The organism is Rhodospirillaceae bacterium (genome assembly GCA_028819475.1).
In the GTDB taxonomy this organism is placed as follows: Bacteria; Pseudomonadota; Alphaproteobacteria; order Bin65; family Bin65; genus Bin65.
Genome location: JAPPLJ010000065.1, coordinates 66,132 through 92,254 on the forward strand (window position 1 = coordinate 66,132; position 26,123 = coordinate 92,254).

Consider the following 26,123-nt stretch of genomic DNA (forward strand, 5'->3'; position numbering starts at 1 on the left):
GCTCGGCTTTCCCCGCTGCGGCCGCCTTGCTAAGTAGCGGGCCAGGAGACTCCGCCGCCACCGGTCCCATGCCCGAAGCCCCCGCGCCCGTTACTTCCGTTCTCGACCTGATCGGCAACACGCCGCTGGTCGAGGCCGCGTGCTTCGACACCGGGCCGTGCCGCCTGTTCCTCAAGCTGGAGAGCCAGAATCCGGGCGGCTCGATCAAGGACCGGGTCGCCCTCTCGATGATTCGCGCCGCCGAGGACGCCGGCCAGCTCAAGCCCGGCGGCACGATCATCGAGGCGACGGCGGGCAACACCGGTCTCGGCCTCGCCCTGATCGGCGTGCTTCGGGGCTACCGCTGCGTTCTGGTCGTGCCGGACAAGATGAGCCAGGAGAAGATCTTTCATCTCAAGGCCCTGGGCGCCGATGTCCGCCTGACCCGCTCCGACGTCAACAAGGGCCATCCGGACTATTACCAGGATGTCGCGGCCCGCCTGGTAAAGGAAATCCCCGGCGCCTGGTGGGCCGACCAGTTCGGCAATCCGGCAAACCCCGCAGCGCACGAGACCGGCACGGGGCCGGAGATATTCGAGCAGATGGGCGGCGATGTGGACGCCGTCGTGTGCGGCGTCGGCTCGGGCGGAACGATCACCGGCATCGGCCGGTTCATGGCCGCGCACTCGCCGAAAACGGAGATGGTGCTGGCCGATCCCGAAGGGTCGATCCTGGCCGACTATGTCACCAGCGGGACGCTCGGCAACGAGCCCGGCGCGTGGCTGGTCGAAGGGATCGGCGAGGATTTCGTCCCGCCGGTCGCGGATCTCGGCCTGGCGGGCAGGGCCTATTCCATCCCGGATTCCGAGGCATTCGCGGCCATCCGGACCCTGCTGCTGAAAGACGGCATCTTTGCCGGCACGTCGTCGGGCACGCTGATCGCGGCGGCGTTGCGCTACTGCCGCGAACAGACAGAACCGAAACGGGTCGTGACGCTGGTCTGCGACAGCGGCGCCAAATATCTCTCGAAGGCCTACAACGACTATTGGATGGCCGATCAGGGCTTCCTGAGCACCGAGCCGGCGGGCGACCTGCGCGACCTGATCGGCCGCAAGCACGCCGAGCGCGCGGTCGTCACCGTCGAGCCCGGCGAAACCCTGGCGGCGGCGTTCGCCCGGATGAAGCTGCACGACGTTTCGCAGTTGCCGGTCATGGACGGCGGGAAGATCGCCGGCATCATCGACGAGAGCGATATCCTGCTGTCGGTGCTGGAGGATTCGGCCCGTTTCGAGCGGCCGGTGCGCGACGCGATGACCGCGAACCTGGAGACCATCGATCCGGCCGCGCCCGTGGATGCCCTGCCGGGCCTGTTCGCCGGCGACAAGGTCGCCATCGTGATGGAGGGCGACCGTTTCCTCGGCCTGATCACGCGGATCGACCTGTTGAATTACCTGCGCCAGCGCGCCGCCTGAACCGGGCCGGGCCGGTTACGCCGCCTGCCCCGGTTACAACGCCTGTGCCGTGTCGCTTTTCGCGCTTTCGGGCAGATAGTCCCGCCAGCGGGCCTCGACCTCGGCGGCGAGCGGCTTGCGCAGTCCGAGCGCAAAGGCGACTTCGGCAATCAGGAACATCGGCGTGATGAAGACCTGGATGAAATTGTCGACAAGGGCAGGTTTGCGCCCTTCGAAAGCATGGCCGGCCAGTTGAACGGCCCAGCCGCCGACGAACAGGATTGCGAAGACGATCCCGACGGCGGCCTCACCCTGCGCCGCCAGCCAGTCGGCAAACGGCAACGCCGGGAGGAAGGCGAGCGACGTGACGATGCCGAAGGGCCGGTCCAGGGCGATCCAGTAAACCCAGACGGCCGCCGCGAACGCCGTCGCGAGGGAAATATCGTACCAGCCCGTCGTGCCGAATTTCACCAGCGCCGGAGGCAGGAGCAGCGAGACGGCGATTGCCGGCACGCCGATGAAATGGATCGCCTTGTTCCGGCCGTCGCGGTGGTAGGACGAATAGCGCGAAATCTGCTCGACGAACCAGGCGCCCATCGCTCAACGCCCGGCGTTACCGGGATCGTCTTCGGGCGCGATCCGGGCGTACCGGCCGCGATAGTAGAGCAGCGGATCGCCCCCGGCCTCGTGGACGAAGCGCACGACTTCGCCGACGATGATGATATGGTCGCCGCCGTCGTGAACGGCGTGGGTCCGGCACTCGAAGACCGCCAGCGTTTCCGCAAACACCGGGCACCCGACGCCGCACAGGTCATAGCCGACGTGGCGCCATTTATCCTCCGACGGCCGTGCGAAATGGGCGGACACGTCCTGTTGCCGATCGGTCAGCACGTTGACCGCGAAATGCTTCGCCTTCTCGAAATGGTTGAAGGAATAGCTGCCCCGGTCGAGGCAGAACAGCAGCAGGGGCGGCTCGAGGGAAACGGAACTGAGAGAATTGGCGGTAAAGCCGACCGGCTCGCCGCTTTCGGACATGGTGGTGATGACGGTCACGCCGGTCGCGAAGGTCCCCAGCGCGCTCCGATAATCGAGGGAATCCCTGGCGGCAGTCACGCATTCGCTCCTGAATTTCCGGCCTGCGCATCAGCCTAGCGGCCCGGCAGGCGGGCGTCAAAACGGCACGCGCGCAGTCTGGCCATGACGGCTCCGCTGTGCCAGTTAGACGCCGCCCGACGTCGATCCATCCCTGCCCGGAGGCCCGATCCGTGAAGCTCGACACCCGCATCGTCCGCGCCGGCATTTCGCCCGATCCGACCACCGGCGCCATCCTGCCGCCGATCTACGAGACGGCGACGTTCGTTCTGGAGGAGGTCGGCCGGGACAAGGGGTTCGACTATACGCGGTCGTCCAACCCGACGCGCCAGGTGCTGGAGGACAACCTCGCCGCCATCGAAGGCGCGCAATACGGCATCTGCTTTTCCAGCGGGATGGCGAGCGTCGACAGCGTCATGAAGCTGCTGTCGGCCGGCGATCACACGATTTCCTCGAACGACGTCTACGGCGGGGTTTCGCGGCACTTCAACCGGGTGCTGTCGCGCTACGGCCTCGATTTCACCTACGTCGACACCGCCGACCCCGACGCCGTGCGCGCGGCGATCCGCCCGGAAACCCGGATGCTGTGGGTCGAGACACCGACCAATCCGCTGCTCCAGGTGACCGACCTCGCGGCGATGGCGGCAATCGCAAAAGAGAACGACCTCCTGCTCGGCGTCGATTCCACCTTCGCCACGCCGGTGTTCCTGCGGCCGCTGGAACTCGGCGCGGACATCGTGGTCCACAGCACGACCAAATATCTCTCCGGCCACAACCAGATCATCGGCGGCGCGGTGCTGACCAACCGGGAAGACATCTTCCAGGAGATGAAATTCATCCAGAAAACCATCGGCGCCGTGCCGAGCCCGATGGACTGCTGGCTGGTGCTGCTCGGCCTGAAGACGCTGCACCTGCGCATGGCCCGCCACAACGACAGCGGCATGAAAATCGCGCGCTTTCTGGAGGCCCACGACAAGGTCGCCCGGGTGCGCTATCCGGGCCTGCCCTCGCATCCGCAGCACAACATCGCCGCCGCCCAGATGGATGGCTTCTCCGGCATGATCTCCTTCGAACTGAAAGGCGGCATCCCGGCGGGCAAGGCGCTGATGAATTCGGTCGAATTGTGCGCGCTGGCCGAGAGCCTGGGCGCGGTCGAGACGATGATTACCCACCCGGCGACCATGACCCACGCCGAGGTGCCGGCGGAGGAACGCCACGCCCGCGGCCTGACCGACGGGCTGGTCCGCCTTTCGGTCGGCATCGAGGATTGCGACGATATCCTGGCCGACCTCGACCGGGCGCTGGCCGGAGCCTGAGCCGGCGCGGCGCGGCGGCGATTTCCTGCTCAAGATGTTACGGCCGGCCCGCGGCGGCCGGCTTGCAATGGCCGGGCATCTTGGCCATCATGCCCGCGATTGAGCGGACTGACGGATTGGACGGGAAATTGGCCGGACCGACTGCGATAACAGCGAAACCTGCCCGGCTGCCCCGTTTCTTCTACCGCATGCCGCCCCGGCCGTGCCCCTATCTCAAGGGGCGGACGGAGCAGAATATCTTCACCGAGCTGAACGGTCCCGACACGGCCGGCCTCTACGACGCCTTGACCCAATCGGGCTTCCGGCGGTCCCACAACGTCGCCTACCGGCCGGCCTGTCCCGGCTGCCGGGCGTGCGTGCCGGTCAGGGTCGTCGCGCCGTCTTTCGCACCGGGCGCCAGTCTGCGCCGCATTGCCCGGCGCAACAGCGACCTTACCGAACAGGATTTGCCGGCCCGGGCGACGGCCGAGCAATACGAACTGTTCCTGCGCTACGTAACCTCGCGCCACGGCGACGGGGAAATGGCCGGCATGGATTTTCAGGAATATGCCGCGATGGTGCAGGACAGCCCCTTGCGCACCTTCGTCACCGAGTTCCGCGACCCGCGGGGCCGGCTGCGCGCCTGCGCCCTTGTCGACCGGCTGGAAGACGGCCTCTCCGCGGTCTACAGCTTCTTCGATCCGGCCCTCGACCAGCGCAGCCTCGGTACGCTCACGATCGTCCGCCTGATCGCAAAGTCGCGGCGGCTCGGCCTGCCCTACCTCTATCTCGGCTACTGGATCGAAGGCAGCCCGAAGATGTCCTACAAATGGCGTTTCCGGCCGCTCGAAGGGCTGACTTCGGACGGCTGGCGCCCGCTCGACCTGCGCCCGGCCGAAGAACGGGATCTCTTCGCGGCCTGAAGATTCGCAAACCGCAGGACCCTGCTGCGTCGGCTGCCCGGAACGGCGCAGTTTGTTGACGAGAGGCAAAGCCCGGGACCCGGGCGCGGGACTACGTCATATGCCGCAGTCGATGTCTGTATCCAATGCCCAAGGTGCGTGATGCAATCCGCCTCATCGAACGGGAGGGCTGGTCGCTGGTCCGGATTCGGGGCAGCCATCGCCAGTACCGGCATCCCGAGAGACCGGGGACCGTGACCATCGCCGGCAAGGCTCGGGACGACCTTCCGCCAGGAACCTGGGCCAGCATCGTAAAGCAGGCAGGGTTGAGGAAGTGAGGATGGAGATGGAATACACGGTCATGATCGAGAAGGCGCCGGAGAACTACGCCGCCTATGTACCCGATCTGCCCGGATGCGTGGCGACCGGGGCAACCCGCGACGAAGCGATCCGGGAGATCGGAATGGCCATCGCTCTGCACATTGAGAGCCTGCGCGAGCACGGAGAGCCGGTTCCGGCGCCGCAATGTTCGGCGGCGGTGGTGGAAGTCGCCGCATGACTGGCCACCAGGACCGATCTTCGCGACGAGTGGCGACTCGACACCTGCCCTGTCGGCTGCGGAGCGACCGACAGGAGCCGCAGGAATGGTGACCGGGGCGCGCCGCCGCAAGCCCCCGGAACGGCGGTCGGCACTCGGTGTTGCAATAGCCCGGACGAATTGCAGGAAATCCGCCAGATCGAAGTTTCGAGAAGTCACCGGCCAATAGCGCGCATGTTGCCAATGCGTGTTGTGCGCATATAATGCCGCTACGCCGCCGGGCGGTGGAGCGCCTGTACCGGATTTCCGCCGCCGCCGACTATCCGGCACCTGTGAGCCTGATCCTGCCCGTCCGGATAGTCAGGAGGCGCAAGGGAGCCACACCAGTCTAAGAGGACGCTTCATGAAACGTCGAATTTTCCTGTCGGGCGCGGCTGCGGCCGGCGCCACCGTTGCCGCCAGCGCACTGCCGAAGCCGGCGCTGGCGCAGAAAAAGGTCGAAGCCGTCATGGTGACGACGTGGCCGCGCGACTTCCCGGGCCTCGGCACGGGTGCGCAGCGCCTCGCCAAGCGAATCAACGATGCCACCGACGGCAAGATCAAGGTCACCTACTACGCCGCCGGCGAGAAGGTCGGCGCCTTTGCCTCGTTCGACGAGGTCGCTTCCGGCAAGGCCCAGATCTATCACGCCGCCGACTATTACTGGAAAGGCAAGCACCCGGCCTGGGCCTACTTTACGGCGGTGCCGTTCGGCCTGACCTATACCGAGATGAACGCCTGGATCCAGTGGGGCGGCGGCCAGCAGCTCTGGGACAAGGTCGCCGGCGAATTCGGCCTTAAATGCGTGCGTGGCGGCAACACCGGCGTCCAGATGGGCGGCTGGTTCCGCAAGGAGATCGAGTCGCCTGACGATCTCAAGGGCCTGAAGATGCGTATCCCCGGCCTGGGCGGCGACGTCATGGCCAAGCTGGGCGCATCGCCCGTGTCCCTGCCGGGCGGCCAGATTTACGAGAACCTGGTCTCCGGCGCAATCGACGCCACCGAGTGGGTCGGCCCGTGGAACGACAAGTTCATGAAGTTCTACGAGGCGGCCAGCTACTACTATTATCCCGGCATGCACGAGCCGGGCTCGATGCTGGCGCTGGGCATGAACGCGTCCTGGTGGGGCAAGCTGAGCAGCAATGATCGGACGATCATCGAAGCTCTGGCAGCCGCCGAGAACGACATCATGATGGCGGAATACAACGCCAAGTCGGGACAGGCGTTGAAGGAACTCCTCCGGGATCACGGCGTGAAGCTGCGCCAGTTCAACGACGATGTCTACGACGCGTTCGGCAAGGCGGCCGAGGAAGTCTTCGAGGCGACCCGCTCGCACAGCCCGCTCGCCAAGGAAGTCGACGACGGTTTCCGCGCCGCGCGGGCCGAACTCGGCGCCTGGACGCAGATTTCCGACCAGGCCTATCTGGCCCAGCGGAACCGCGTGCTCGGCCTCTAGCCGAGTCGTCGTCCGGACAGGATCGGGAGCAGCCGATGGCGCCATCGGCTGCTCCCGGTTCTTTCGGCCCCGTTCGGTAACGCCCCGTTCGGTGACGCGCTGAACGGGCGCCGGGCAGACGGCCCAGCCTGTCGAGCGAACCAGCATGAGCACTGCATGAGCACTGCGGCGACGGCCGGTTCCGGCACCCTGTCGGATCTGACGGCGGCAGCGGCGGCGTCCGGCCGGATGCAGCCGGCATTGCGCATCCTGGCGCTCTCCGTTTCCTATCTCGGCTTCGTCTATCTGGCGAACGCCTATCTGGTTTTCTGGCTCGAATGGCCCGGCGTCGTCGCCCTGCTCGGCGATGCCGGAATGCTCGGTTTCGTTGCGCCGAAAGAGCCGCTCGGCGGCAGCGTCACCCTCGCCTTCCTTCAGATCGCGCTCTATCCGCTTACCGTCGTTGCGATCGTCGTCTACGTCTTGCGGACGCGGCAGCGCACCCTTTATTCGGACGCACAACGCCTGAGTGCCATCGGTGCGTTCATCGCCCGGGCCGCCTTCTGGAGCGTGCTTCTGGTCGGTCTTGCCGACGCGGTCGTTTCCTTCCTTCGGGTCGAGGGGCTGCTCGTAGACGTCGTCGGCAAGAGCCTGGCGCAGGATCTCGGCAAGTCGGCATTCCGCGCCCAGGTGATGCACCTGCCCCTGATGGCGGTCGCCATAGCGATCTCGCTGTTCACCCGGTCCGTCGGCTTCACCTGGCTCGCGCTGCTGGTCGTGGTCGCCGAACTCCAGATCGTCATCCTGCGTTTCCTCTATTCCTACGAACAGGCCTTCATGGCCGACCTGGTGCGCTTCTGGTACGCCGCCCTGTTCCTGTTCGCGAGCGCCTATACGCTGCTCCACGAAGGCCATGTCCGGGTCGACGTGCTGTATTCCGGGTTCGGCGCGCGCCGGCGCGCCTGGGTCAACGCGGTGGGCGCGGCGATTCTGGGCGCGCCGGTCTGCTGGATCGTGATGACGATGGGCCTCGCCAACAAGTTCAGCGTCGTCAGCGGTCCGCTCTTGAGCTTCGAAGTCACGCAGGCCGGCTTCGGCCTCTACGTCAAATACATGCTGGCCGGGTATCTCCTGGTCTTTGCCGTAACGATGCTGCTGGAATTCATGGCGTCGCTGCTGTCCAACGCGGGCGTGCTGCTGGAGGAAGCGGACGCGCCGAAGAGCACGGGCGAGAGCGATGTGCACCATTAGGGGCCGCAGCAGGGCGGCGCGGCAGGGCGGCGGCTGATGGAATTCTTCTTCCTGCTGCTTCTGGTGCTTCTGATGGCCGGCGCGCTGGCGTCCGGCTATCCGGTTGCCTTCGCCCTGCCCGGCTCGGCCATCCTCACCATCCTGCTCGCGACTGTCGCCGGCCTCATCTTCACCGGCGACGAGGGCAGCTTCTTCCATACCGGCGGGCCCATCGAATGGCTGAATTCGGGCGTCTCCAACTTCCGGGGCGTCTATTGGGATCCCGACCGCGACACGCTGATCGCGATTCCGCTGTTCGTGTTCATGGGCATCATGCTCGAGCGGTCGAAGATCGCCGAGGACCTGCTGGTAACCATGGCCCAGCTGTTCGGCCGGATCCCGGGCGGCCTCGGCATCTCGGTCGTCTTCGTCGGCGCCCTGCTGGCGGCGACGACGGGCATCGTCGGCGCGACCGTCGTGGCCATGGGGCTGATTTCCCTGCCGGTGATGCTGCGCAACAGATACAGCCAGGCGCTCGCCACCGGCACGATCAGCGCGTCCGGCACCCTGGGACAGATCATTCCGCCGTCGATCGTGCTGATCATCCTGGCGGACCAGCTCTCGAACGCGACCGACCAGGCGCTGACCCTGCGCAAGGCGGAATACAAGGCCGGCACCGGATCGAGCGCCATGCCCGGCGACTACGGCCTGACCTCGGCGAGCGCCGGCGACATGTTCCTCGGCGCCTTTCTGCCCGGCATGGTGCTGGTCGGGCTCTATATCGCGTTCATCCTGGTGACGGCGCTGATGCGGCCCGCGCTCGCGCCGCCCGTAGCGCGGGAAGGGAAATTCGATGCGGCCTTCGCCAGACGGGTGCTGATCGTCCTGGTCCCGCCGCTGACCCTGATCTTTGCCGTGCTGGGCTCGATCCTGAGCGGTATCGCAACCGTCAACCAGGCCGGCGCCATCGGCGCCTCCGGCGCCATGATCATGGCCGGCTACCGCCTCTACCAGGGCAGGAGGAGCGCGTTCTACCCGGCCGTGCTCGCCGTCCTGTCGATCGGCGCGATCCTGTTTCTGCTCTCGATCTACACGATCAATGTCAAGAATGTCGTCACCGCCGACGACGTGACGGCGCTCATCCTGGCGTCGGTCGCCGTCTTCGCCCTGCTGGCGTCGCTCGTGTGGAGCGGCTGGCGGGTCTACAAGACCGATGACACGCTGCGCTACGTCATGGTCGAGACGGCAAAGACCACGTCGCTGGTCTTCATCATCCTGATCGGCGCCGCGATGCTGACCTCCGCCTTCCGGGCCTTCGGCGGCGAGGATCTGGTCCGCGATTTCCTGTTCGGCCTGCCGGGCGGCTTCCTCGCCAAGTTTGCGCTGGTCATGGCGGTGATCTTCATCCTCGGCTTTTTCCTCGATTTCATCGAGATCGCCGTGGTCGTGGTGCCGATCATCGCGCCGATCCTGCTTGCCGATCCGTCGGCCAACGTCACCGCCGTGTGGCTCGGGGTGATGATCGGCGTCAACATCCAGACATCCTTCCTGACGCCGCCCTTCGGCTTCGCCCTGTTCTACCTGCGCGGCGTGGCGCCGGCATCGGTCAAGACCATTTCGATGTACAAGGGCGTGGTCCCGTTCATCACCCTGCAGCTGGTCGCCCTCGGCATCGTCGGCCTGTACCCGTCGCTGGTGAACTACCTGCCGAACCGCATCTCGCTCAGCGGCGAGAATGCACCGCCGCCGCGAAATCCACGGCTCCAGGCCTGCATCGAAGAGCGCAACTTTGCGCTGATGATGGAGCAGCGTGCAGCCCTCACGGCAGCGATCGACAAGGTATCGAAGACGGATATTTCCTATCTCCCGGCCGAACGGCGCGGAACGCTGAACCGGGCCTTCAAGGATGCACGGGACACCTTTGTGCGGATCGGCGACGTCCGCGCCGCGGAGAAAACCGTGGCCGATTACATTCCGACCTACCGGCCGCTGCACCGCAAGGTGCGGTCGATCAACCGCCAGGTGCTGATCATCGACGGCAAACTGAGCCAGGAAGCGGAAGACCTGCGCCGGCTGCAGAACGCCGAGCGGCCGGACCGCGCCGCCATCGACGATCTCACGCGGGACATGGCGGAATTGCAGGCCGAGAAGAAGGCGCTGCTGGCGCAGGTGCCGGCCGACTGGCAGGCCCGGCGCAAGCGGTTCCTCGATCTCGCCAAGAAGGAGCGTCTGGCCCGACTGCGCTATCGCCGGACGGTCGACAACGCCTATGGGCCGATCGTGGAGACCCGCAAGCTGATCGTCGGCGCCGCCGCACTGAGCGCCCTCAAACCGAAACTGGCGGCGCTGAAACCGGCGATCGAATCCGGCGACCCGAAGAAGGCCAGCGGCGCCTTGCGGGCGCTGGAGCGGGAACTGCGCGCGGCGCCGGGCACCAGCAAGATCCGCTCGCGCCTGCGCGATGCGCGCCGCAATCTGCGGCCGACCCGGCTGAAGCGCGACCGGGCGCTCAAATCCTTTGCCGACGCGCTGAAGCAACTCGACGGCGAAGTCGCCTGGCGGACGGCCGCCCAGGCCAGGCTCGTCGCTCCGCTTGCCGAATACGATGCGGCGATCGCCCAGACCATCGGCCTGCGCCTTCAGCCGCGGCTGAGCAGCGACCAGGCCACCGACGTCGCCGGCTGCCTGGCCGATCACCGGGACATTTCGCTGAATTTCTAGGACCGGCGGCCGCCTTGGCCGCCCTCCCCTGCGGCAGCCGGCTTAGAACCGCCCACCGCGCGGGAAGCCCCTGGGCGGCAGGCGGCCGGCCTGGGCGCGCTTGCCGAGCCAGCCGGCCAGTTCGTCTGCCGAAAAGGTGCGGGTCCTGGCCCCGGTCCGGCATTCGAGCCCTTCGGCGAGCGTGAAGGTGCGGGCGTCCGCCAGTCCGCCGCCGCGGTATCTTTGCAGGATCACGCCCTTGCCGCGGGCCATCTCCGGCAGATCCGCCGCCGGAAAGACCAGCAGCTTCCGGTTCTCCCCGAGAACGGCGACATGGTCGCCGGCGCCATCGGTGCAGACCGCGGCCTCGACGTCGCCGGCGACGTTGAGCACCTGCTTGCCCGCCCGCGTCTGGGCCACGACGTCCTTCTCCGGCACCAGGAAGCCGCGGCCGTCGCTGCTCGCGACCAGCAGCCTGCGCGCCGGATCGTGCACCATGAGCGAGACGATCTCGCTATCGTTGCCGAGCTCGATCGAAAGGCGGATCGGCTCGCCGAACCCCCGGCCGCGCGGCAGCCTGTCCGCCGGAATGGTGTAGAAGCGTCCGTCGGTGCCGAACAGGACCAGCCGGTCGGCGGTCGTGGCGTGCAGGACGAAGCGCTCCCGGTCGCCTTCCTTGTAGCGATGGGCGCTGGTGTCGGTGACATGGCCGCCGACCGTCCGGATCCAGCCCTTCTCCGAACACAGTACGGTCAACGGTTCCTTCGCGACCAGGGCTTCGAAATCGACGATCCCGGCGTCCGGCGCATCGCCGAGTTCGGTCCGGCGCCGCCCCAGCGCGGTCTCCGGCCCGAAGGTCTCGCGCAGCCGGTCGACCTCGTCGGCAACCCATTTCCACTGGCGCCCTTCGTCCTCGAGCAGACCGGTCAGATCGGCCCGTTCGGCCTCCAGCGCTTCCAGTTCGCTGCGGATGCCGATTTCTTCCAGCTTGTGCAGGGCGCGCAGCCGCATGTTGAGGATCGCCTCGACCTGGACGTCGCTCAGGTCGTAGCGGCCCATCAGTTCCTGCTTCGGGCTGTCCTCGAAGCGGACGATGCGGATCACGTCGTCGAGATTCAGGTAGGCGACGATGAAGCCCTGCAGGATCTCGATCCGCCGGGCGATGATGCCGAGGCGGTGCCCGGTGCGCCGCACGAGGACAGCCTGTCGATGGTCGAGAAACGCGCACAAGGCGTCGCGCAGGCTCATCACCCGCGGTATCCGCCCGGCGTCCAGAACGTTGAAATTCAGACCGAACCGGCTTTCCAGTTCGGTTGCGCGGAACAGCGATTCCATCAGGACCGCCGGATCGACGTTGCGGCTGCGCGGCTGGATGACGATGCGGATGTCCTCGGCCGATTCGTCGACGATATCGCCGATCAGCGGCAGTTTCTTCGCCGCCAGCAGCTCGTCGAGCTTCTCCATCAGGCGACCCTTCTGGACACCGTAGGGGATCTCGGTCACGACGACCGTGCTGCCGCCGCCCTTGCGCGGCTCCGCCTGCCAGCGCGCACGGATGCGCAGGCTGCCGCGGCCGGTCTCGTAGGCGGCGGTGACGGCCTCCCGGGTCTCGACCAGCACGCCGCCGGTCGGGAAATCCGGGCCGGGCATCCGTTCGATCAGGTCGGCGACCGGTACCTTGCCGCGGTTCTCCGGGTTCCGGCGCAGCAGCAGCTTCAGCGCGTCGCAGATTTCGGCGACATTATGCGGCGGGATATTGGTCGCCATGCCGACTGCGATGCCGCTGGCGCCGTTGGCCAACAGGTTCGGGAAATTCGCCGGCAGGACCGCCGGCTCGCTGCCCTCGCCGTCATAGGTCTCGCGGAAATCGACCGCGTCTTCGTCGATGCCTTCGAGCAGCCGTTCGGCAACCTCGGTCAGCCGCGCTTCGGTGTAGCGCATGGCGGCCGGGTTATCGCCGTCGATATTGCCGAAATTGCCCTGTCCGTCGACCAGCGGATAGCGCACGGCGAATTCCTGCGCCAGCCGCACCATGGCGTCGTAGATCGCCTGGTCGCCGTGCGGATGGTATTTGCCCATGACGTCGCCGACGATCCGGGCGCATTTCTTGAAGCCGGCCTCCGGATCGAGCCGCAACTCGCGCATGGCGTAGAGCAGGCGCCGGTGGACCGGCTTCAGCCCGTCGCGCACGTCCGGCAGCGAGCGCGACACGATGGTGGACAGGGCATAGGACAGGTAGCGCTGGCCCAGCGCATCCGCCAGCGGCGTGTCGCGGACTTCCGCAGCTATGGGGGTATCGGCCATCTGACGTTCCCGATTGTGGCAGATATAGTAGCTGACTTGGAAATACCGTCAACAAATTGTAGCCGAATGCGCCCTCTGTCGTGTTCGGCGCTCGATAGCGCCCCCGGAATGGCGTGGGGCCCCTTGGGGTCGAACAGTCTCGGCCGGCGGTCCGTTTTATCAGTATACGGATAAAATATTTGGCCCTATGATCCGCGGGAAGCGTTCGGCCTGCACTTCCGCGAACGGAAGCCGCAATCGGCATGGCGGCGCCGCGCCGATAAATGACAAGCGTTGACTATCGGACACCGGTTTCTCCGCCATGACCGACTATCCCGGCATGAAGACTGTCCGAATTCAGCATCGGGCGGCGCAGATTTACCGCGGCGATGTCTGCGTGGTCGGTTCGGGCGCAGGCGGCCTCTCGGCGGCGCTGGAAGCGGCGAGGCTGGGCCGGCAGGTCGTCATCGTGGATGCCGCGCCGCATATCGGCGGCCAGGCGGTCGGTGCTGCGCTGGGCACGATCTGCGGCCTGTTCCGCAACGGGCCGGCGCCGCGGCGCCTGACCCATGGCGTCATGGACAACCTGTTCGAAACCCTGTTCGCCCAGGGCGACGCAGCCCTGCGCCGGGTGCGCGGCACCTTCATCATCGATTATGTGCCGAACGCCTGGATGCGCTGGGCCGAGCGGCAGATCGTCGAGACCGGCATCGTCCCGCTGCCCGGCGCCATCGTGCGCCGGGTCGAACAGCGCGACGGCATCATCGAGGCACTCCAGCTCAGCACGCGGTTCGGCGACGCCAGGGTCGAGGCCGACCGGTTCATCGATGCCTCCGGCGACGCCGTGCTCCCCTGGCTGGCCGGTCAGGCAATGCGGGAATCGGATAAACAGGTGCTCGGCACGGTCATGGCGATCCTGGAAGACGTCGATACCGGCCTGTGCGCGGAATACCCCCGTTCGCTCTATCACGACCTGATCCGCAAATACGGACGCGAATTCGGCCTGGTGCGCGCCGAGGGGCCGGTCTTCGTCGTGCCGGGCACGCGCAAGCTGCTGCTCAACCTCACCCATATCGAAACGCCGATGGAAACGGCGGGCCTCGCGCTCGCCGGCATCGAGGGGCGGCGCCAGGTCGACGCCTTGCTCCGCCTGTTCAAGCGCGAACTGCCCGAAGCGTTCCGCGACGCGAAGGTTGCGGTCTACGGCAACGCCGGCATCCGCCAGACCCGGACCATCGTCGGCCGCAGCCACGTTACGGTGGACGATGTCGCGACCGGCCGCCGGCCGCCCGATGCCATTGCGCGCACAACCTGGCCGATCGAGTTGCACGGCGACATGGCGGGCGCGCACTGGACGATCTTTGACGAGGACCACATCCACTACATCCCCTTCGGCGCCATGCTGCCCGAGGGCCTGCACAATGTCGTGGTCGCCGGACGCTGCATCGACGCCGAGCCGGCGGCGCTGGCGAGCCTGCGGGTTATGGGACCGTGCTTCGCCATGGGCCGTGCCGCCGCCGCGGCAACGCATCTGAACCGCAGCGGCTCGCTGCACCAGATCGACATGGCCGCCCTCCAGGACGCCGTGAAGGACAATCTCGCTCTCGAGACGACCGACCCCTGGGCCGGGGAAGTCGTCAGCGAGACCGGGCCGGAGGCCTCGGGAAGCGGCGTATCTCCCACCTGATCCTCATTTGATGCACAAAATTTGCATTTCCCGGCAGTTGAGGCTTCTGTTTGCGCGAGATTTCGGCCAGATGGATCGCCAGAAAGTCGGCAGCAAGCCGACCTCGTCACGAGAAACCGGCAACCATGGACCTGCACATTGACGGACTGAACCACCGTTATGGCGACATGCCGGTACTCGACGGCATCGATCTTCGGATCGAGAGCGGCCGGATCGTCTGCCTGATCGGGCCGTCGGGCTGCGGAAAGTCCACCCTGCTCCGGCTGATCGGGGGCCTTGAGCAGCCCACTGACGGCGCGGTCCGGCAGGTCGGCGAGCCGCCCGAGGGCTGCCTCAACCCGCTGACCTACATCTTCCAGGATTTCGCCCTCCTGCCCTGGCGGACGGCGCGGGGCAATATCAGCCTGGTGCTGGAAGACCACGGCCTGAGCGAACGCGAGACCGGGCGGATCGTCGACGATGTGCTGGCGCGGACCGACCTGTCGGAGTTCGGCAACGCCTTTCCGCGCCAGCTATCCGGCGGCATGAAGCAGCGCGTGGCGATCGCCCGGGCGCTCGCCGTCAACCCGGCGGTGTTCCTGATGGACGAGCCGCTTTCGGCGCTCGACGGCCAGACCCGCGCCCTGCTGATGGACGACCTGATCGGCCTGTGGACGCGCGAGCCCTTCACGGCGGTCTACGTTACCCATAATCTCCAGGAGGCTGTGCGCCTGGGCCACAAGATCGTCGTGCTGTCGCGCCGGCCGGGCCGCATCCGCGACCAGGTGGCGATCGACATGCCGCTCGAGGACCGGTCCGACGCGGTGGCCGAACTGGCGCAGATCCAGCGCCGATTGTGGGAAATGTTGCGCGAGGAGGCGCAGGCCGCCGACCGGGAGCTTGCCGATGCCTGATGCACGAACCCATGCCGGGCGGCCGGTTGCGTTCCGGGGCGGCGGCTTCGCGCCGCGCCCGGTCGGCCCGCTCGGTCCGGCGGTGTTCATCGTCGTGATCGGGCTGTGGGAACTGGGCTCGCAGATCGGCTGGATTACGCCGCTGATTCTGCCGGCGCCCAGCGAAGCCTTCGCGGCGCTGGCTTATCTGGTCGAGACCGGCGAAATCTGGCGGCACTTGGAAGCATCGGTCTCGCGCCTCGTGATCGGCTGGAGCGCCGGCATGATCCTCGGCGTCGCCGTCGGCTTCTCGATCGGCCTGTTCTCCATCGCGCGATCGGGGCTTGTGCCGGTGGTCGCCGCCCTGTTCCCGATCCCGAAAATCGCCCTGCTGCCGTTGTTCATCGTCTGGTTCGGCATCGGCGAGGGCTCGAAGATCGCGACCATCCTGTTCGGCACCTTCTTCCCGACCGTGATCGCCACCTACGGGGGTGTCGACAATGTCGACCGCAGCCTGATCCGCATGGGCCAGTCGTTCGGGCTGAGCTGGCTCTCGATCGTGCGCAAGATCGTCCTGCCGGGGGCGCTGCCGGCGATCCTGTCGGGGACGCGCATTTCCGCCTCGATCGCCATCATCCTGCTGGTTGCGGCCGAAATGATCGGCGCGGAATACGGCATCGGCGCCTATGTGCTGCTGGCCGGCAATCTGGCGGCGACCGACCAGCTGATCGCCGGAGTCGCCATGCTGTCGGTGCTCGGCCTCGTCGTATCCTGGCTGATCGGCCGCGCCGAGCGCTACTTCCTGCGCTGGCGGTCGTAAACGAAAAGGGCCGGCCCCGCGGGACCGGCCCCGTTGCGCCGTCCGCCGGCGCTGCCGTCAGTTGGTCTTGACGAAGCTGGTGTCGACGACCTGGTCCATCGTGATGTCCTTTTTCACGAAGCCCTGGGACTGGTTCCACTCCAGCTGATGCTTGATGCTCTTCAGGTCGAGCGACAGGCCCGGGTTGAGAAACATGGCGCCGGCCTTGATTGAGCGCGCCGCCTTGGCGTAGGGCCGCGAGGTATAGACGTACTTGTGGATCGTCTTGACCATCGCCTCAACCGCCGCCGGGTCCTTCTTCTGGTCGAGCATGACGCGGTTGAAGTCCGCCATGCCTTTCGCGTAGGCGCGCAGGAATTTCTCCACGAGCCCCCGTCTTTTCTCGATGTTGCGTGTCGAGGTGATGAGCGCCGTGATCTGGTAGTCGGGATGCCAGTCGCGCAGCCAGCCGACGATCTTTGCGGCGCCGCCCCGTGCCAGCGGCTTGGCGATATGGGGCACCATGAACATGGCGTCGACCTGGCCGGATTTGAGCGCCCCGATCATCGCGCCGACCTTCTGGAGCGGCCGCACGCGGATGTCCTTGATCGAGAAGCCGAACTTCTCCGCCGTTACGGCGCCCATATAGTGGAAGGTGGAGCCGAACTGGGTCAGCGCCAGCGACTTGCCCTTCAGATGCGCCGGCTTCGTGAGCCCGGCCTCATACGCCTTCTTGGACGCCAGAAGGGCCATTCCGTCGACACCCTTGCGCTCGTGCAGCACGCCGCCGACCGCCCTGATCGCGCCCTTGCCGGCGAGGTTGATGAAGCCGCCGGTGATGCCGGCAATGGCGAAATCCGCATCGCCCGCCGCCACGGCGACCGCGGTTGGCGCCGCCGCCTGGAAGAACCGGAATTCGACGTCCAGGCCTTCCTGCTTGAAATAGCCCTTTTCGAGCGCGACGAAGCCGGCGCTGTGCGACGTGAAGCGCAGGGCGCCGACGACCAGCTTGTCGGCAGCTAGCGCGGTCTGCGCGATTCCCGCTGTTGCGATCAGCGCTGCCCCGGCGCCGAGAAGCGCACGGCGCAAATAGAGGCGGTTTCGCATCGTCATGTCGTTTCTCTCCCTTGGATAACGGTCGGATTTCTGTCGGATCGACAGTCGTCGATTTCGGCTGCAAGCGCGCGTGTTAAACGACTTTGCACCGGTTTTCAAACGGCAACGCCGGAAGACTCGATTTGTACTCCGAAAGTTCGACGCTTCATGCCGCTCCTTTCCGGCCGAAGGGCGCGCCGCCGCGCAATTCATACGCCGTTTTGCCGGTAGTTACCCATCGGATAACCTCCTCAATCAGTGCAATAAAGTCTCGTTTTTCCGGTCCCCGAAGCGCGCACTCCCAAACCGTGAGGCACCGCCATCCGGTTTCGGACAGCGCCAGTCTCACTTTCTCATCCCTTTCTCTGTTCTGTTGCAGTTTCTTTGCCCAGAACTCGCGCCGAGTGGCCGGTAGACGAAACAGCGAGCAGTCATGTCCGTGCCAGAAGCAGCCGTGAATCAAAACTGCCGCGCGATACTTTGGAAATACGATGTCGGGCCTTCCCGGCAGCTTGGGGTCGTTCGTACGGTATCTGAATCCCCGCCTATGCAGAGCCTTTCGTATTGCGACTTCCGGCCCGGTGTCCCGGCTGCGTACCGAAGCCATCATCCGGCTTCGGGTAATGGGATCCACGGTATCAGCCAACGTCGACGCCTCCAGAACAGCCAAGAGCGCGATGGGTACGCGGTACTTGCCTCCATACGCTTGATGTACTTGAGCCCGCTTGTTTCCGTCGGCTAGGTCTCTCCAATCACAGGCTGACCCTGCCGCGCATAGAACGCGGAAAAGCGGGACACGATATCCTTGATGAAGCCCGGCGCGATCCTTGCGTCCAGACGCTCGTACTCGGTTCCGATCCTGTCCAATCGCGCGGTCTGAAGTTTGCGGAAATCGAGATAACCGCCGTCAGCCACTTTTGAGTTCGGCAACCAGTGATAGCAGGACTTGTCGTTGTTCCGTTTAAGCTTCCTTTTTCGGTCCGCATTTGCCTTGAGGGAAACGTACACCGTCTCCTCCGGCACGACTTCCGCCAAGATGATCGAGTCGACGTTTGGCCTGCCGTCCTTGCGTAACACCAAATCGCACGCCGGCGTCATGACGACATGGCATGTGCCGTCATTCCTTCGCTTCACCAGACTGCCCGTCGTCAGCGCATGGTCCAAGGGAGGCGCAAGGTAGACCTCCTCGGGATTAAGTGGGCGTCTCGTCTCCTTCGAGGTCCGCTACCATGTGGCCCAACGCATAGCGCAGCAACGCCTTTTCCGTTCGGTCGGCGTTCGAGCGTCCGTAACCGATCCAAGTGTCGAGAGTCGGCAGCAGGTTCTTGAGAAAGACCCTGTTCAAGCGTTCCTCAAGCAGTCCACGTCCACCCATGATCCGCGTTAGACCGATCATGTAGGGCTCCCAAAGACGGTGAAGAACGTCTTCGAATCCGTCCTTTCCCTTCGTGAACACCTCGATCACGGGAGGATTGTCGTCAGCATCATCCGGAGTCCCCGTCAAGACCGCGACGGGAACGCGAAAATGCTCCTTAATCTCATCGATCAGTTCCCCACCCTCAGTCGTGTCCTTGCCGAGATTGAGATCCACGATGGCCGCGTCGATAGAGGCATTCAAACTACTCTTGGCATCGTCCAGCGTCCTGCAGACATGCATCTCGATGTCCCTGCCATGCTGCTGGACGTATTCGCCCAATACATCCTTGTACTGGCTTACGAGAGTGTCTTCGTCTTCGACCAGAAGCAACTGAAGTGCCGTCACGTCGTTTCCCCTTTCGCTGGCCCGTCGACTTCCACCGGCTGTAGCCGGAACCACACGCCACCGTCGTGTTCCAGCGCTCTGAGCTCCAAGCCGTTACGCGTCGCCCCTTCCCCGGCGATCGCCAAGCCCAAGCCCATCCCCTCCGGTTTGGTCGAAAACTGGGGATCGAAGATCACGCCGGTTTCGATGTGGTCTGGCTCGATGCCCGGTCCCGTATCCCTGTAATCGATGTGCAGGAGCCGCCCTCCATCCGTCGAAAAATTGATGGCAATCCGCCTTTCCGGAAACTCTCTCGTCGCCAACCAGTAGAGGCTGTTGTCGATCAAATTGGTGAAAATCGCCTGGATGTCCTGTCGCCAACATAGGAATGTGAAGGCCCTGTCGCCGTTGATCGTGCAGGTAACGCCCGTTTCCTTCATTTCTCCGGAAAATGTCTCCACCGCCCTCTCGACGATCGCTCTCAACGCCTCGGACTTCTTCTTCGACCGTCGTTGCGCGGCGAGCGGGTCCAGCCGGCCGAAAAGAGTGACGAAATCGGCCGCGCTGTCCGCTATTCCCTCGGCCAGCTCGACGATTCTTGAAGCCTTGCTTGGGTCACGCGTTTCTGCAAACGCATCCGCAGCCCTGCGGAGCAGCGGATGTTGGTTGCGGAAGTAGCTCAGAGGCCGCCTGCCTTCGTGGAGGACCACATTGATGATCTTGCCGAGCGTGGCCTGACCCTGGTACACAGCGATCGCGTCACGCAGTCGACCGACGGCTTCGCCCCGTTGCCGCTCGTCCGTCTCGATCAGGGCGATCACCTTGGATGTCGTCCTCTGACTCACCCGGGCTCCGGTAAGGGTGGACCGGACGTCGCGTTTCAGGGTGTCGAAGGAATAAAGCCGCTCCAGTTCGCGCTCTACCTTCAGCGTCCTTCTGCTGAGACCCGCGCGCTGGCGGTAAACGTACCGCTTTTCTTCCAGCCGGCCGATTACCGTCTTCGTGATCTCTTTCAACCTTCCGAAAGCGTCGTTCTCGATGAGACCGTCCCTCGCGCTCTTCTCGATGAGCTGCGAGTGCTCTTCCGACTGGATCTGCACGTAGCCTATGACCTGGTTGTTTCCGATCCGACGCGCCGGCGCCTGTATCCGCTGCTCGTTGAGTTTCAGCCAATCGAATTCGGGATCGCCCAGAGGCCGCAGGCGGAAGCCGTTTCGGTACACCCCGATCCCGTTGTACTCATTGAGCAGTTGACGCGCCTGAAGTTTGCCCAGGTAGTTGCCCACGTCGTCCTTCAACCCGCGTTGGATTAGCTGTTCGATCGATGCGGAATCGCGGTCATAGACGCGGATGTCGATTTCGAGGTCTCCGCATCCCGTGGGTCCGCCGAGGTTAATTGGAATCTCTTCGGTTGATGCGTTGCGGGATTTCTGCTGCGAGTACACGAGGCTCCCGGTCCCGCCAGCCTCTATGGTCCCGGCGATCCTGTAATCGAAGTGCTCCACCAGCGGATAGGGTTCCACGAGCGCGTCAATGTCATTGACGCCCGGAACCTCTGTGATGCGCAGTATCACCTCAAACGTCTGCTCCATCGCCATCGTCGGAAATGGCGGCATAAGCTTCCTGAGTTCGAACTGAAGCTTCGTAAACTGTGAGTCCTTCCAAGCCTTCAGACGATCCTCGTCAATCACTATGACCAAGGTCGTGCCAGCCGGCTCGTCCACCTCCGTCGTTTCTATGAGAATTTCCACGTCGCCGAGAAAGTCCGCATCCTCGAAGTCTCCCCACTGCAGGTAGAGCGTCGTCTTCTCGCCAGACGGCGTCGTCGTCTCCAACAGCAGATCCGTCCCAAGGATCGAAGCGGCATAACGGCCGATCCCCTTCCGCCCCTGCATGGTTCTGCCGCTAGGGCTTTTGCCCCCTCGATCTTCCTTGTCGGAGGTCGACGGAACCATCCATTTGTTGATTACGGTGTCGCGGGACATGCCGTGTCCATGGTCGGCCACCGAAATCCGGTACTGTCTGTCCTCGCCTCTCTCGAAACCGACCGTGACGTCCGCCGAGTCCGCGTCATAGGCGTTCTTGACCAATTCAATCACGGCCGCGTGCGGATCCTGAATCAGGTCCCGACCTATCGTCAGAATGTGCCTGCCTGCGGGACGAATCGTGTACGTGCCAGCCTCAGGCATCCCAGTCCTGCCTTATCTTGGCCGCGATTCTGCGTGAAAGGAGAACCGGGACGGCATTGCCGATCTGCCGGAACGCTTCGGTCCGGGCCGGACGGTCACTCGCACCTTCAAAATAGTAATCGTCCGGAAAAGTCTGGAGGCGGGCTGCCTCCCGAGGCGTGATCGACCGGTTCTGTTCAATGTCGGGGTGTATGTAGTAGTGCCCGTCCTTGCAGATGTGAGCCACCACAGTCTGCGAGAACGGAAGATCTGCGGCCACCACCTTGAATCTGTCGGTGAACGAAACCCCATTGCGATGCGTCTTCAGGTGTGGAGGAAGCGAGCCGTACCGAAGCCTCGACTTGTGTTCGTTCCACTGCCCAACGGCGATGCGGTAAATTTCGCGATCCTAGTCCGTCTGCGGCCGGGCGACGTGCCACGTCACGGGTGCTGTGCTCCGAACTCCCGCATCCTCCTGCCACTTGCTTTCGCATGGCAGCCGGTTGCACGGCCGAACCGTGCCCTCGCCCGCTCCGAGCGTTGGCAGATCACGGAATACCTCGCTCACCTTCACGTCCGGGATCCATTGCTCGGGCTCAGGGTAAGTGCCGCCCGTGCCCTCCCGCCAACCGACCAGCACCACCCGTTTCCGGTTCTGCAGTACCCCATAGTTCCTAGCCCACAACGTCGAGTACTCAGTCTCGTAACCGATTTGCCGGAAGAGTTGCCGCATGGCCTCAAAGTAGCCCCGGCCGTCGCTGTCCTTCGCCGACAGTAGGCCCGTCACGTTCTCGAACACGAACCGCCTTGGACGGTATTTTCCGAGGAATTCCGCGTAGCACTTGTAGAGATAGTTTCTCTTGTCCTCCACCATCCGGTCGGGATCGCGGGAACGCCCGACTACGGAATACGCTTGGCAAGGCGGTCCACCTACGAGCACATCGAGTTCGCGCCCATTCAGCAGCGAGTCGATCTTGCCGTATAATCGCCCCAAGGTATCCGGTCTGATTTCATCGTTGACGACGGACTGCGCCACGCTCCGCGGTACTTCCGCATACAACTGTTCCCTGCCAATCTCGCCTGTCAGGTAGTCCGCGTACAGGTCCTCGCGGCCAGTGGTCCTCAGCCAGTGATACGCCATGCGGGTACGGAGCGTGTTGCAGGCAGCCAAGTCGGCTTCCACATGTGCCACCGGCTCGTAGCCTTCCTGAATGAATCCTTCGGAAAGCCCTCCGCCTCCGGCGAAAAGATCTATGAAATTCAAAGTGCTAGACACTTGCCCCGCGCGTTGTAGAGGAGCGGCCAGTGAACCTGTCCCGCCCGCTGGACCAGTTCGTCCTCGCGAATCGCACATTTTCTGCTCGGCCACAAGGTCGAGCGATCCTCGGACCTTTCGTTCACCACCGCCAACCGAATTCTTGCCTCGTGTATCGCCGCGACAACGGCTTTGGTGCGAGCCCTCGAGATCGTATAGTGTGCCTTGCGCGCCGGCCTCCCGCGCCTCGCCACTGCAATCGTCCGGGTAAGCATCATGAACATTGCCACACCTGCTCCCGACAGCGTCGACCCCGGCGCCTTTACCGCCGTTCCGGTAGTCGATATCGGCAGCCGGGCGGAAAGCGCCGCGGCGCGCCGGGAACTGGCGGACCGGCTGGGCGGCATTTGCCACCATGTCGGTTTCGCCGTGGTCACCAACCACGGCATCGCGCCCGACGTCATCGACGCCGTGTTCGCGAAGATTGCCCGCTTCTTCGCCCTGCCCGAGGCCGACAAGCGCTGCATCGACAAGCGCAATTCGCGCCATTTCCGCGGCTGGGAACCGGTCGGCAGCGAATACACCAACAACCGGCCGGACATGCGCGAGCAGATCGACCTGTGGACCGACCATCCGGCCCGGCCGATCGACACCACGCCCCGCTACCTGCGCCTGCTCGGGCCGAACCAGTGGCCGCCGGAAGACGTGGCGCCCGGCTTCAGGCCGGCGCTCGAGCGCTGGTTCGCCGACATGTCGGACCTGGCCGACGACCTGCTGCGCCTGCTCGCTCTCAGCCTGGAGCTGGAGGAGGGCCATTTCGACGCCCTGTTCGGCGCCGAGCGCATGTCGCTCACCAAGCTGATCGGCTATCCGGAGACGCCGCCCGGCCAGTTCGGCGTCAACGCCCACCACGACGCCGGCTTCCTGACCCTGCTCGCGCCGGGCAAAACGCCGGGCCTGGAGATCGAGAACGCCAACGGCGACTGGATTCCGGTGCCCATCGTACCGGGTTCCCTGGTCCTCAACCTGGGCGAGGTCCTGCAGAAGATGACCGGCAACTATTTCGTCGCCACGCCGCACCGGGTGGTCACCCGCGAACCGCGCCTGTCGGCCGGCTATTTCCACGGGCCGTCGCTCGACATGGCGCTCGATCCGCTGCCGCTGGCGCCGGAATTCGCCGAAGCCGTCGCCCGCAGCCCGCGCCACGCCGGGGCCGGCTTCATGGCGCAGCGCGACGAGACCGAGGCCGGAGTCGGCGACATGCAGAGCAGGCACCATCCCGGCACCTACGGCGAGCAGCTCTGGAACTATTTCGCGCGCAGCTATCCGGACAACGTCGCGCGCTACTATCCCGCGGACTGAAGCGCCTCTTCCGCGGCCACGATGTGGGATCGCGGGATGAAATCCTGGTTAGCGCCCTCGATGCGGATCAGCCGCGTCGGCCGTGTCCGCCTCGGGGAATGGACGGCGCCGACGCCGTAGAAATGGGCGTCGCCGGGCGTGAGCGTATAGGTCCGGTCCGGCACGACGCGGATGGGCCTGCCATCGCCGCCGCGGTCGACGATGCGCCAGTCGGTCATTTCGGTCGTGCCCTCGGCCTGGCCGTAGATCGCCCAGGTCGTGCCGTGATCGTGGGGCTTGCCGACCGACGACCCGGCGTTGACATGGCCGCAGATGCAGAAGCTGAGCTCCGGATCCTCGTACAGAATCTCGCGCACCGGCTCGCCGTCCTTGCGGTCGGGCAGCATAGCGGCCGTGAACGCGCGGTCTTTCAGGGCTTCGCCGAGAATGCCGCACAAGGCCGCCGCCCCGTCCGGGACCGGCGAGGCCTTCATAGCGTCGCGCAATCGCTGCGCCAGGGTTTCCAGGTCCATCATGTCGTCTCGTCCGCCGCTTGCGCCGCTGTCACGGCAATCATGTGATAGACATCGTCTTCTGTACAGCCCCGCGACAGGTCGTTGGCCGGCCGGGCGAGGCCTTGCAGGGTCGGGCCGAGAGCGACCGCGCCGCCCAGCCGCTGGGCGATCTTGTAGCCGATATTGCCGGCGTTGAGGTCCGGGAAGATCAGCACGTTGGCCCGGCCGGCGACCGGCGATCCCGGCGCCTTGGACGCCGCGACATCGGGCACCAGCGCGGTGTCCACCTGCAATTCGCCGTCGATGTCGAGCCCCGGTTCCTGCTCCCGGACCAGCGCTGTCGCTTTCTGGACGGCGGCGACCTTGCCGTGCCGGGCGCTGCCCTTGGTGGAAAAGGAGAGCATGGCAACCCGCGGCGTGCCGCCGACCAGTTGCCGGTAGCTTTGCGCCGACGCCCGGGCGATGGCGGCGAGTTCCTCCTCGTCCGGCGCGACGACGAGGCCGCAGTCGGCGAAGATCAGCGCCCGGTCCGGCCAGACCATCAGGAAGAAGCTGGAGACCAGGGCGTAATCCGGGTGCTTGCCGATGACCTGAAGCGCCGTGCGGACGGTATCGGACGAGGTCGCCACCGCGCCGCCGAGCGTGCCGCCGGCCAGCCCGTCCCGGACCATCAGGGCGGCGAAGGTGAGCGGATGGCGCACCGCCGCGCGCGCCGCATCCCGGTCGACGCCGCGATGCTTGCGCAGGGTCCAGTAGGTTTCGGCCAGCCGCTCCGCGTCCGGCGACACCGCCGGATCGACGATTTCAACCCCCTCTCCGGCCCCGCCGCCGTCGCGCAGCAGCGTGATCCGCGCCAGTCCGTCGGCCGCCGCCCGCGCCGCGCCTCCGGCGATCCGCGGGTCGCCGCCCTCGGGCAGTACGATATGCGGCCGCAGCGCCCGGGCGCGGTCGGCAAGGGTTTCGAGAACGGACACGATATCGCCGCAAAGCCTGTTGTGCAGTCCGGCCGCTATTCAATACTATCCGCATTGAGATTGCGACGGCTTCGGAGGCTCTCATGGCGGATACGCCGAACTGGCACATCGTCGGCGACTGGTTCGACAATTGCAGTTGCGCCGTCGCCTGCCCCTGCACCTTCGCGCAGCCGCCGGACAACGGCTTTTGCGACGGGGTCCTCTTCTGGCACGTCAAGCACGGGCATTACGGCGACACCGTGCTCGACGACCTCGCCTTCGTGCGGGTCGGCCGCTGGGAAGGCGACCTGTGGGCCGGCAAGGTCAGCGGCAAGGCTGGCGTTTTCGTCGACGACCGCGCCGACGACGCCCAGGCCGAGGCCCTGACGGCCATCATCGGCGGCCGCGCGGGCGGTTTCATGGGCAAGGTGAACGCCTTGTTCACCGGGGGCCGCAAGGTGATCGGCGTCGAACGCGCGAAAATCTCCTTCGAGATTACGCCGAACCAGTCGCGCTGGGGCGTCGAGGTCGCCGGCAAGGTCAAGGCGTGGGCGGAGGCGCTGACCGGACCGACCAGCAATCCGGGCGAATACCCGCGGCTGGCCAACGCGCCGGGATCGGAGACCGGGCCCGGCCCGCAGCTGGTCACCTGGGGGAAGTCGACCGTGTGCAATGTCGATGCCTTCGGCTTCAAGTTCTCCTGGGACGTCAACTCCTCCAAGCACATCCCGTTCGACTGGACCGGCCCGTAGC

The 26,123-nt window shown here is 65.4% G+C and carries 25 protein-coding genes; 13 read left to right on the forward strand and 12 right to left on the reverse strand.

The features are described 5' to 3' along the window. The first annotated feature begins 68 nt into the window (after nucleotides 1–68). On the forward strand, nucleotides 69–1,451 hold the full coding sequence (locus OXM58_19610) for a pyridoxal-phosphate dependent enzyme (GenBank protein MDE0150570.1): 1,383 nt from the start codon (nucleotides 69–71) through the stop codon (nucleotides 1,449–1,451). A 33-nt stretch (nucleotides 1,452–1,484) separates the two neighbouring features. Here the strand turns inward: OXM58_19610 and OXM58_19615 are convergent, their stop codons facing one another. Next, the gene (locus OXM58_19615; GenBank protein MDE0150571.1) at nucleotides 1,485–2,027 is read right to left on the reverse strand and encodes a DUF962 domain-containing protein; all 543 of its coding nucleotides are present in this window, start codon (nucleotides 2,025–2,027) and stop codon (nucleotides 1,485–1,487) included. A gap of 3 nt (nucleotides 2,028–2,030) precedes the next feature. Next, a complete protein-coding gene (locus OXM58_19620; GenBank protein ID MDE0150572.1) occupies nucleotides 2,031–2,543 on the reverse strand; it encodes a flavin reductase family protein in 513 nt (170 codons plus the stop codon). A gap of 152 nt (nucleotides 2,544–2,695) precedes the next feature. Here OXM58_19620 and OXM58_19625 point away from each other — a divergent pair, with 152 nt between their 5' ends. From OXM58_19625 to OXM58_19655, 7 genes are all read left to right on the forward strand, one after another. Next, nucleotides 2,696–3,838, forward strand: a complete 1,143-nt coding sequence (locus tag OXM58_19625) for a PLP-dependent aspartate aminotransferase family protein (GenBank protein ID MDE0150573.1) — start codon at nucleotides 2,696–2,698, stop codon at nucleotides 3,836–3,838. Nucleotides 3,839–3,966: 128 nt separating this feature from the next. Further along, entirely contained in the window at nucleotides 3,967–4,740 is a 774-nt protein-coding gene (locus OXM58_19630; protein ID MDE0150574.1) for an arginyltransferase, read from the forward strand. 125 nt (nucleotides 4,741–4,865) lie between these two features. Continuing rightward, nucleotides 4,866–5,057, forward strand: coding sequence for a type II toxin-antitoxin system HicA family toxin (locus tag OXM58_19635; GenBank protein ID MDE0150575.1), 192 nt, complete (start codon nucleotides 4,866–4,868; stop codon nucleotides 5,055–5,057). Nucleotides 5,058–5,059: 2 nt separating this feature from the next. Then, nucleotides 5,060–5,278, forward strand: a complete 219-nt coding sequence (locus OXM58_19640) for a type II toxin-antitoxin system HicB family antitoxin (GenBank protein MDE0150576.1) — start codon at nucleotides 5,060–5,062, stop codon at nucleotides 5,276–5,278. A gap of 382 nt (nucleotides 5,279–5,660) precedes the next feature. Next, nucleotides 5,661–6,752 (forward strand): TRAP transporter substrate-binding protein, encoded by a 1,092-nt coding sequence (locus OXM58_19645; protein MDE0150577.1) that lies wholly within the window; start codon nucleotides 5,661–5,663, stop codon nucleotides 6,750–6,752. Between the two features lie 156 nt (nucleotides 6,753–6,908). Further along, the gene (locus tag OXM58_19650; GenBank protein MDE0150578.1) at nucleotides 6,909–7,982 is read left to right on the forward strand and encodes a TRAP transporter small permease subunit; all 1,074 of its coding nucleotides are present in this window, start codon (nucleotides 6,909–6,911) and stop codon (nucleotides 7,980–7,982) included. A gap of 36 nt (nucleotides 7,983–8,018) precedes the next feature. Further along, nucleotides 8,019–10,682, forward strand: coding sequence for a TRAP transporter large permease subunit (locus OXM58_19655; GenBank protein ID MDE0150579.1), 2,664 nt, complete (start codon nucleotides 8,019–8,021; stop codon nucleotides 10,680–10,682). A gap of 42 nt (nucleotides 10,683–10,724) precedes the next feature. On the opposite strand, the gene parC is transcribed toward OXM58_19655, so the two are convergent. Further along, nucleotides 10,725–12,965 carry a DNA topoisomerase IV subunit A gene (parC, locus tag OXM58_19660; protein MDE0150580.1) on the reverse strand — a complete coding sequence of 747 codons (2,241 nt, stop codon included), beginning with the start codon at nucleotides 12,963–12,965 and terminating at the stop codon, nucleotides 10,725–10,727. A gap of 301 nt (nucleotides 12,966–13,266) precedes the next feature. Here parC and OXM58_19665 point away from each other — a divergent pair, with 301 nt between their 5' ends. The 3 genes from OXM58_19665 (at nucleotide 13,267) to OXM58_19675 (ending at nucleotide 16,323) form a co-directional block, all read left to right on the forward strand. After that, a complete protein-coding gene (locus tag OXM58_19665) occupies nucleotides 13,267–14,631 on the forward strand; it encodes an FAD-dependent oxidoreductase (GenBank protein ID MDE0150581.1) in 1,365 nt (454 codons plus the stop codon). Nucleotides 14,632–14,756: 125 nt separating this feature from the next. Next, entirely contained in the window at nucleotides 14,757–15,524 is a 768-nt protein-coding gene (locus OXM58_19670) for an ABC transporter ATP-binding protein (protein MDE0150582.1), read from the forward strand. Continuing rightward, nucleotides 15,517–16,323, forward strand: a complete 807-nt coding sequence (locus tag OXM58_19675; GenBank protein ID MDE0150583.1) for an ABC transporter permease — start codon at nucleotides 15,517–15,519, stop codon at nucleotides 16,321–16,323. The genes OXM58_19670 and OXM58_19675 overlap by 8 nt, the downstream gene beginning before the upstream one ends. 57 nt (nucleotides 16,324–16,380) lie before the next feature. Here the strand turns inward: OXM58_19675 and OXM58_19680 are convergent, their stop codons facing one another. From OXM58_19680 to OXM58_19710, 7 genes are all read right to left on the reverse strand, one after another. Next, the gene (locus OXM58_19680; protein MDE0150584.1) at nucleotides 16,381–17,415 is read right to left on the reverse strand and encodes an ABC transporter substrate-binding protein; all 1,035 of its coding nucleotides are present in this window, start codon (nucleotides 17,413–17,415) and stop codon (nucleotides 16,381–16,383) included. Between the two features lie 148 nt (nucleotides 17,416–17,563). After that, entirely contained in the window at nucleotides 17,564–18,043 is a 480-nt protein-coding gene (vsr, locus tag OXM58_19685) for a DNA mismatch endonuclease Vsr (GenBank protein ID MDE0150585.1), read from the reverse strand. Nucleotides 18,044–18,135: 92 nt separating this feature from the next. Then, complete coding sequence (locus OXM58_19690; GenBank protein ID MDE0150586.1) at nucleotides 18,136–18,561, reverse strand: hypothetical protein; 426 nt, start codon at nucleotides 18,559–18,561, stop codon at nucleotides 18,136–18,138. Between the two features lie 28 nt (nucleotides 18,562–18,589). Then, on the reverse strand, nucleotides 18,590–19,159 hold the full coding sequence (locus OXM58_19695) for a hypothetical protein (GenBank protein MDE0150587.1): 570 nt from the start codon (nucleotides 19,157–19,159) through the stop codon (nucleotides 18,590–18,592). Beyond that, complete coding sequence (locus OXM58_19700; GenBank protein ID MDE0150588.1) at nucleotides 19,156–21,327, reverse strand: ATP-binding protein; 2,172 nt, start codon at nucleotides 21,325–21,327, stop codon at nucleotides 19,156–19,158. The genes OXM58_19695 and OXM58_19700 overlap by 4 nt, the downstream gene beginning before the upstream one ends. Continuing rightward, nucleotides 21,320–21,586, reverse strand: a complete 267-nt coding sequence (locus OXM58_19705; protein MDE0150589.1) for a DNA cytosine methyltransferase — start codon at nucleotides 21,584–21,586, stop codon at nucleotides 21,320–21,322. Before OXM58_19705 ends, OXM58_19700 begins: the two co-directional genes overlap by 8 nt. 129 nt (nucleotides 21,587–21,715) lie before the next feature. Next, entirely contained in the window at nucleotides 21,716–22,570 is an 855-nt protein-coding gene (locus OXM58_19710; GenBank protein MDE0150590.1) for a DNA cytosine methyltransferase, read from the reverse strand. A 267-nt stretch (nucleotides 22,571–22,837) separates the two neighbouring features. Here OXM58_19710 and OXM58_19715 point away from each other — a divergent pair, with 267 nt between their 5' ends. Further along, nucleotides 22,838–23,923 carry a hypothetical protein gene (locus tag OXM58_19715; GenBank protein MDE0150591.1) on the forward strand — a complete coding sequence of 362 codons (1,086 nt, stop codon included), beginning with the start codon at nucleotides 22,838–22,840 and terminating at the stop codon, nucleotides 23,921–23,923. Here the strand turns inward: OXM58_19715 and OXM58_19720 are convergent. Both OXM58_19720 and pta read right to left on the reverse strand, forming a co-directional pair. Further along, entirely contained in the window at nucleotides 23,908–24,438 is a 531-nt protein-coding gene (locus OXM58_19720) for a hypothetical protein (GenBank protein MDE0150592.1), read from the reverse strand. The genes OXM58_19715 and OXM58_19720 overlap by 16 nt on opposite strands. After that, a complete protein-coding gene (gene pta / locus OXM58_19725; GenBank protein ID MDE0150593.1) occupies nucleotides 24,435–25,391 on the reverse strand; it encodes a phosphate acetyltransferase in 957 nt (318 codons plus the stop codon). Before pta ends, OXM58_19720 begins: the two co-directional genes overlap by 4 nt. 83 nt (nucleotides 25,392–25,474) lie before the next feature. Between pta and OXM58_19730 the strand changes: the two genes are divergently transcribed. After that, entirely contained in the window at nucleotides 25,475–26,122 is a 648-nt protein-coding gene (locus OXM58_19730) for a DUF1326 domain-containing protein (protein MDE0150594.1), read from the forward strand. Nucleotide 26,123: the final 1 nt, after the last annotated feature.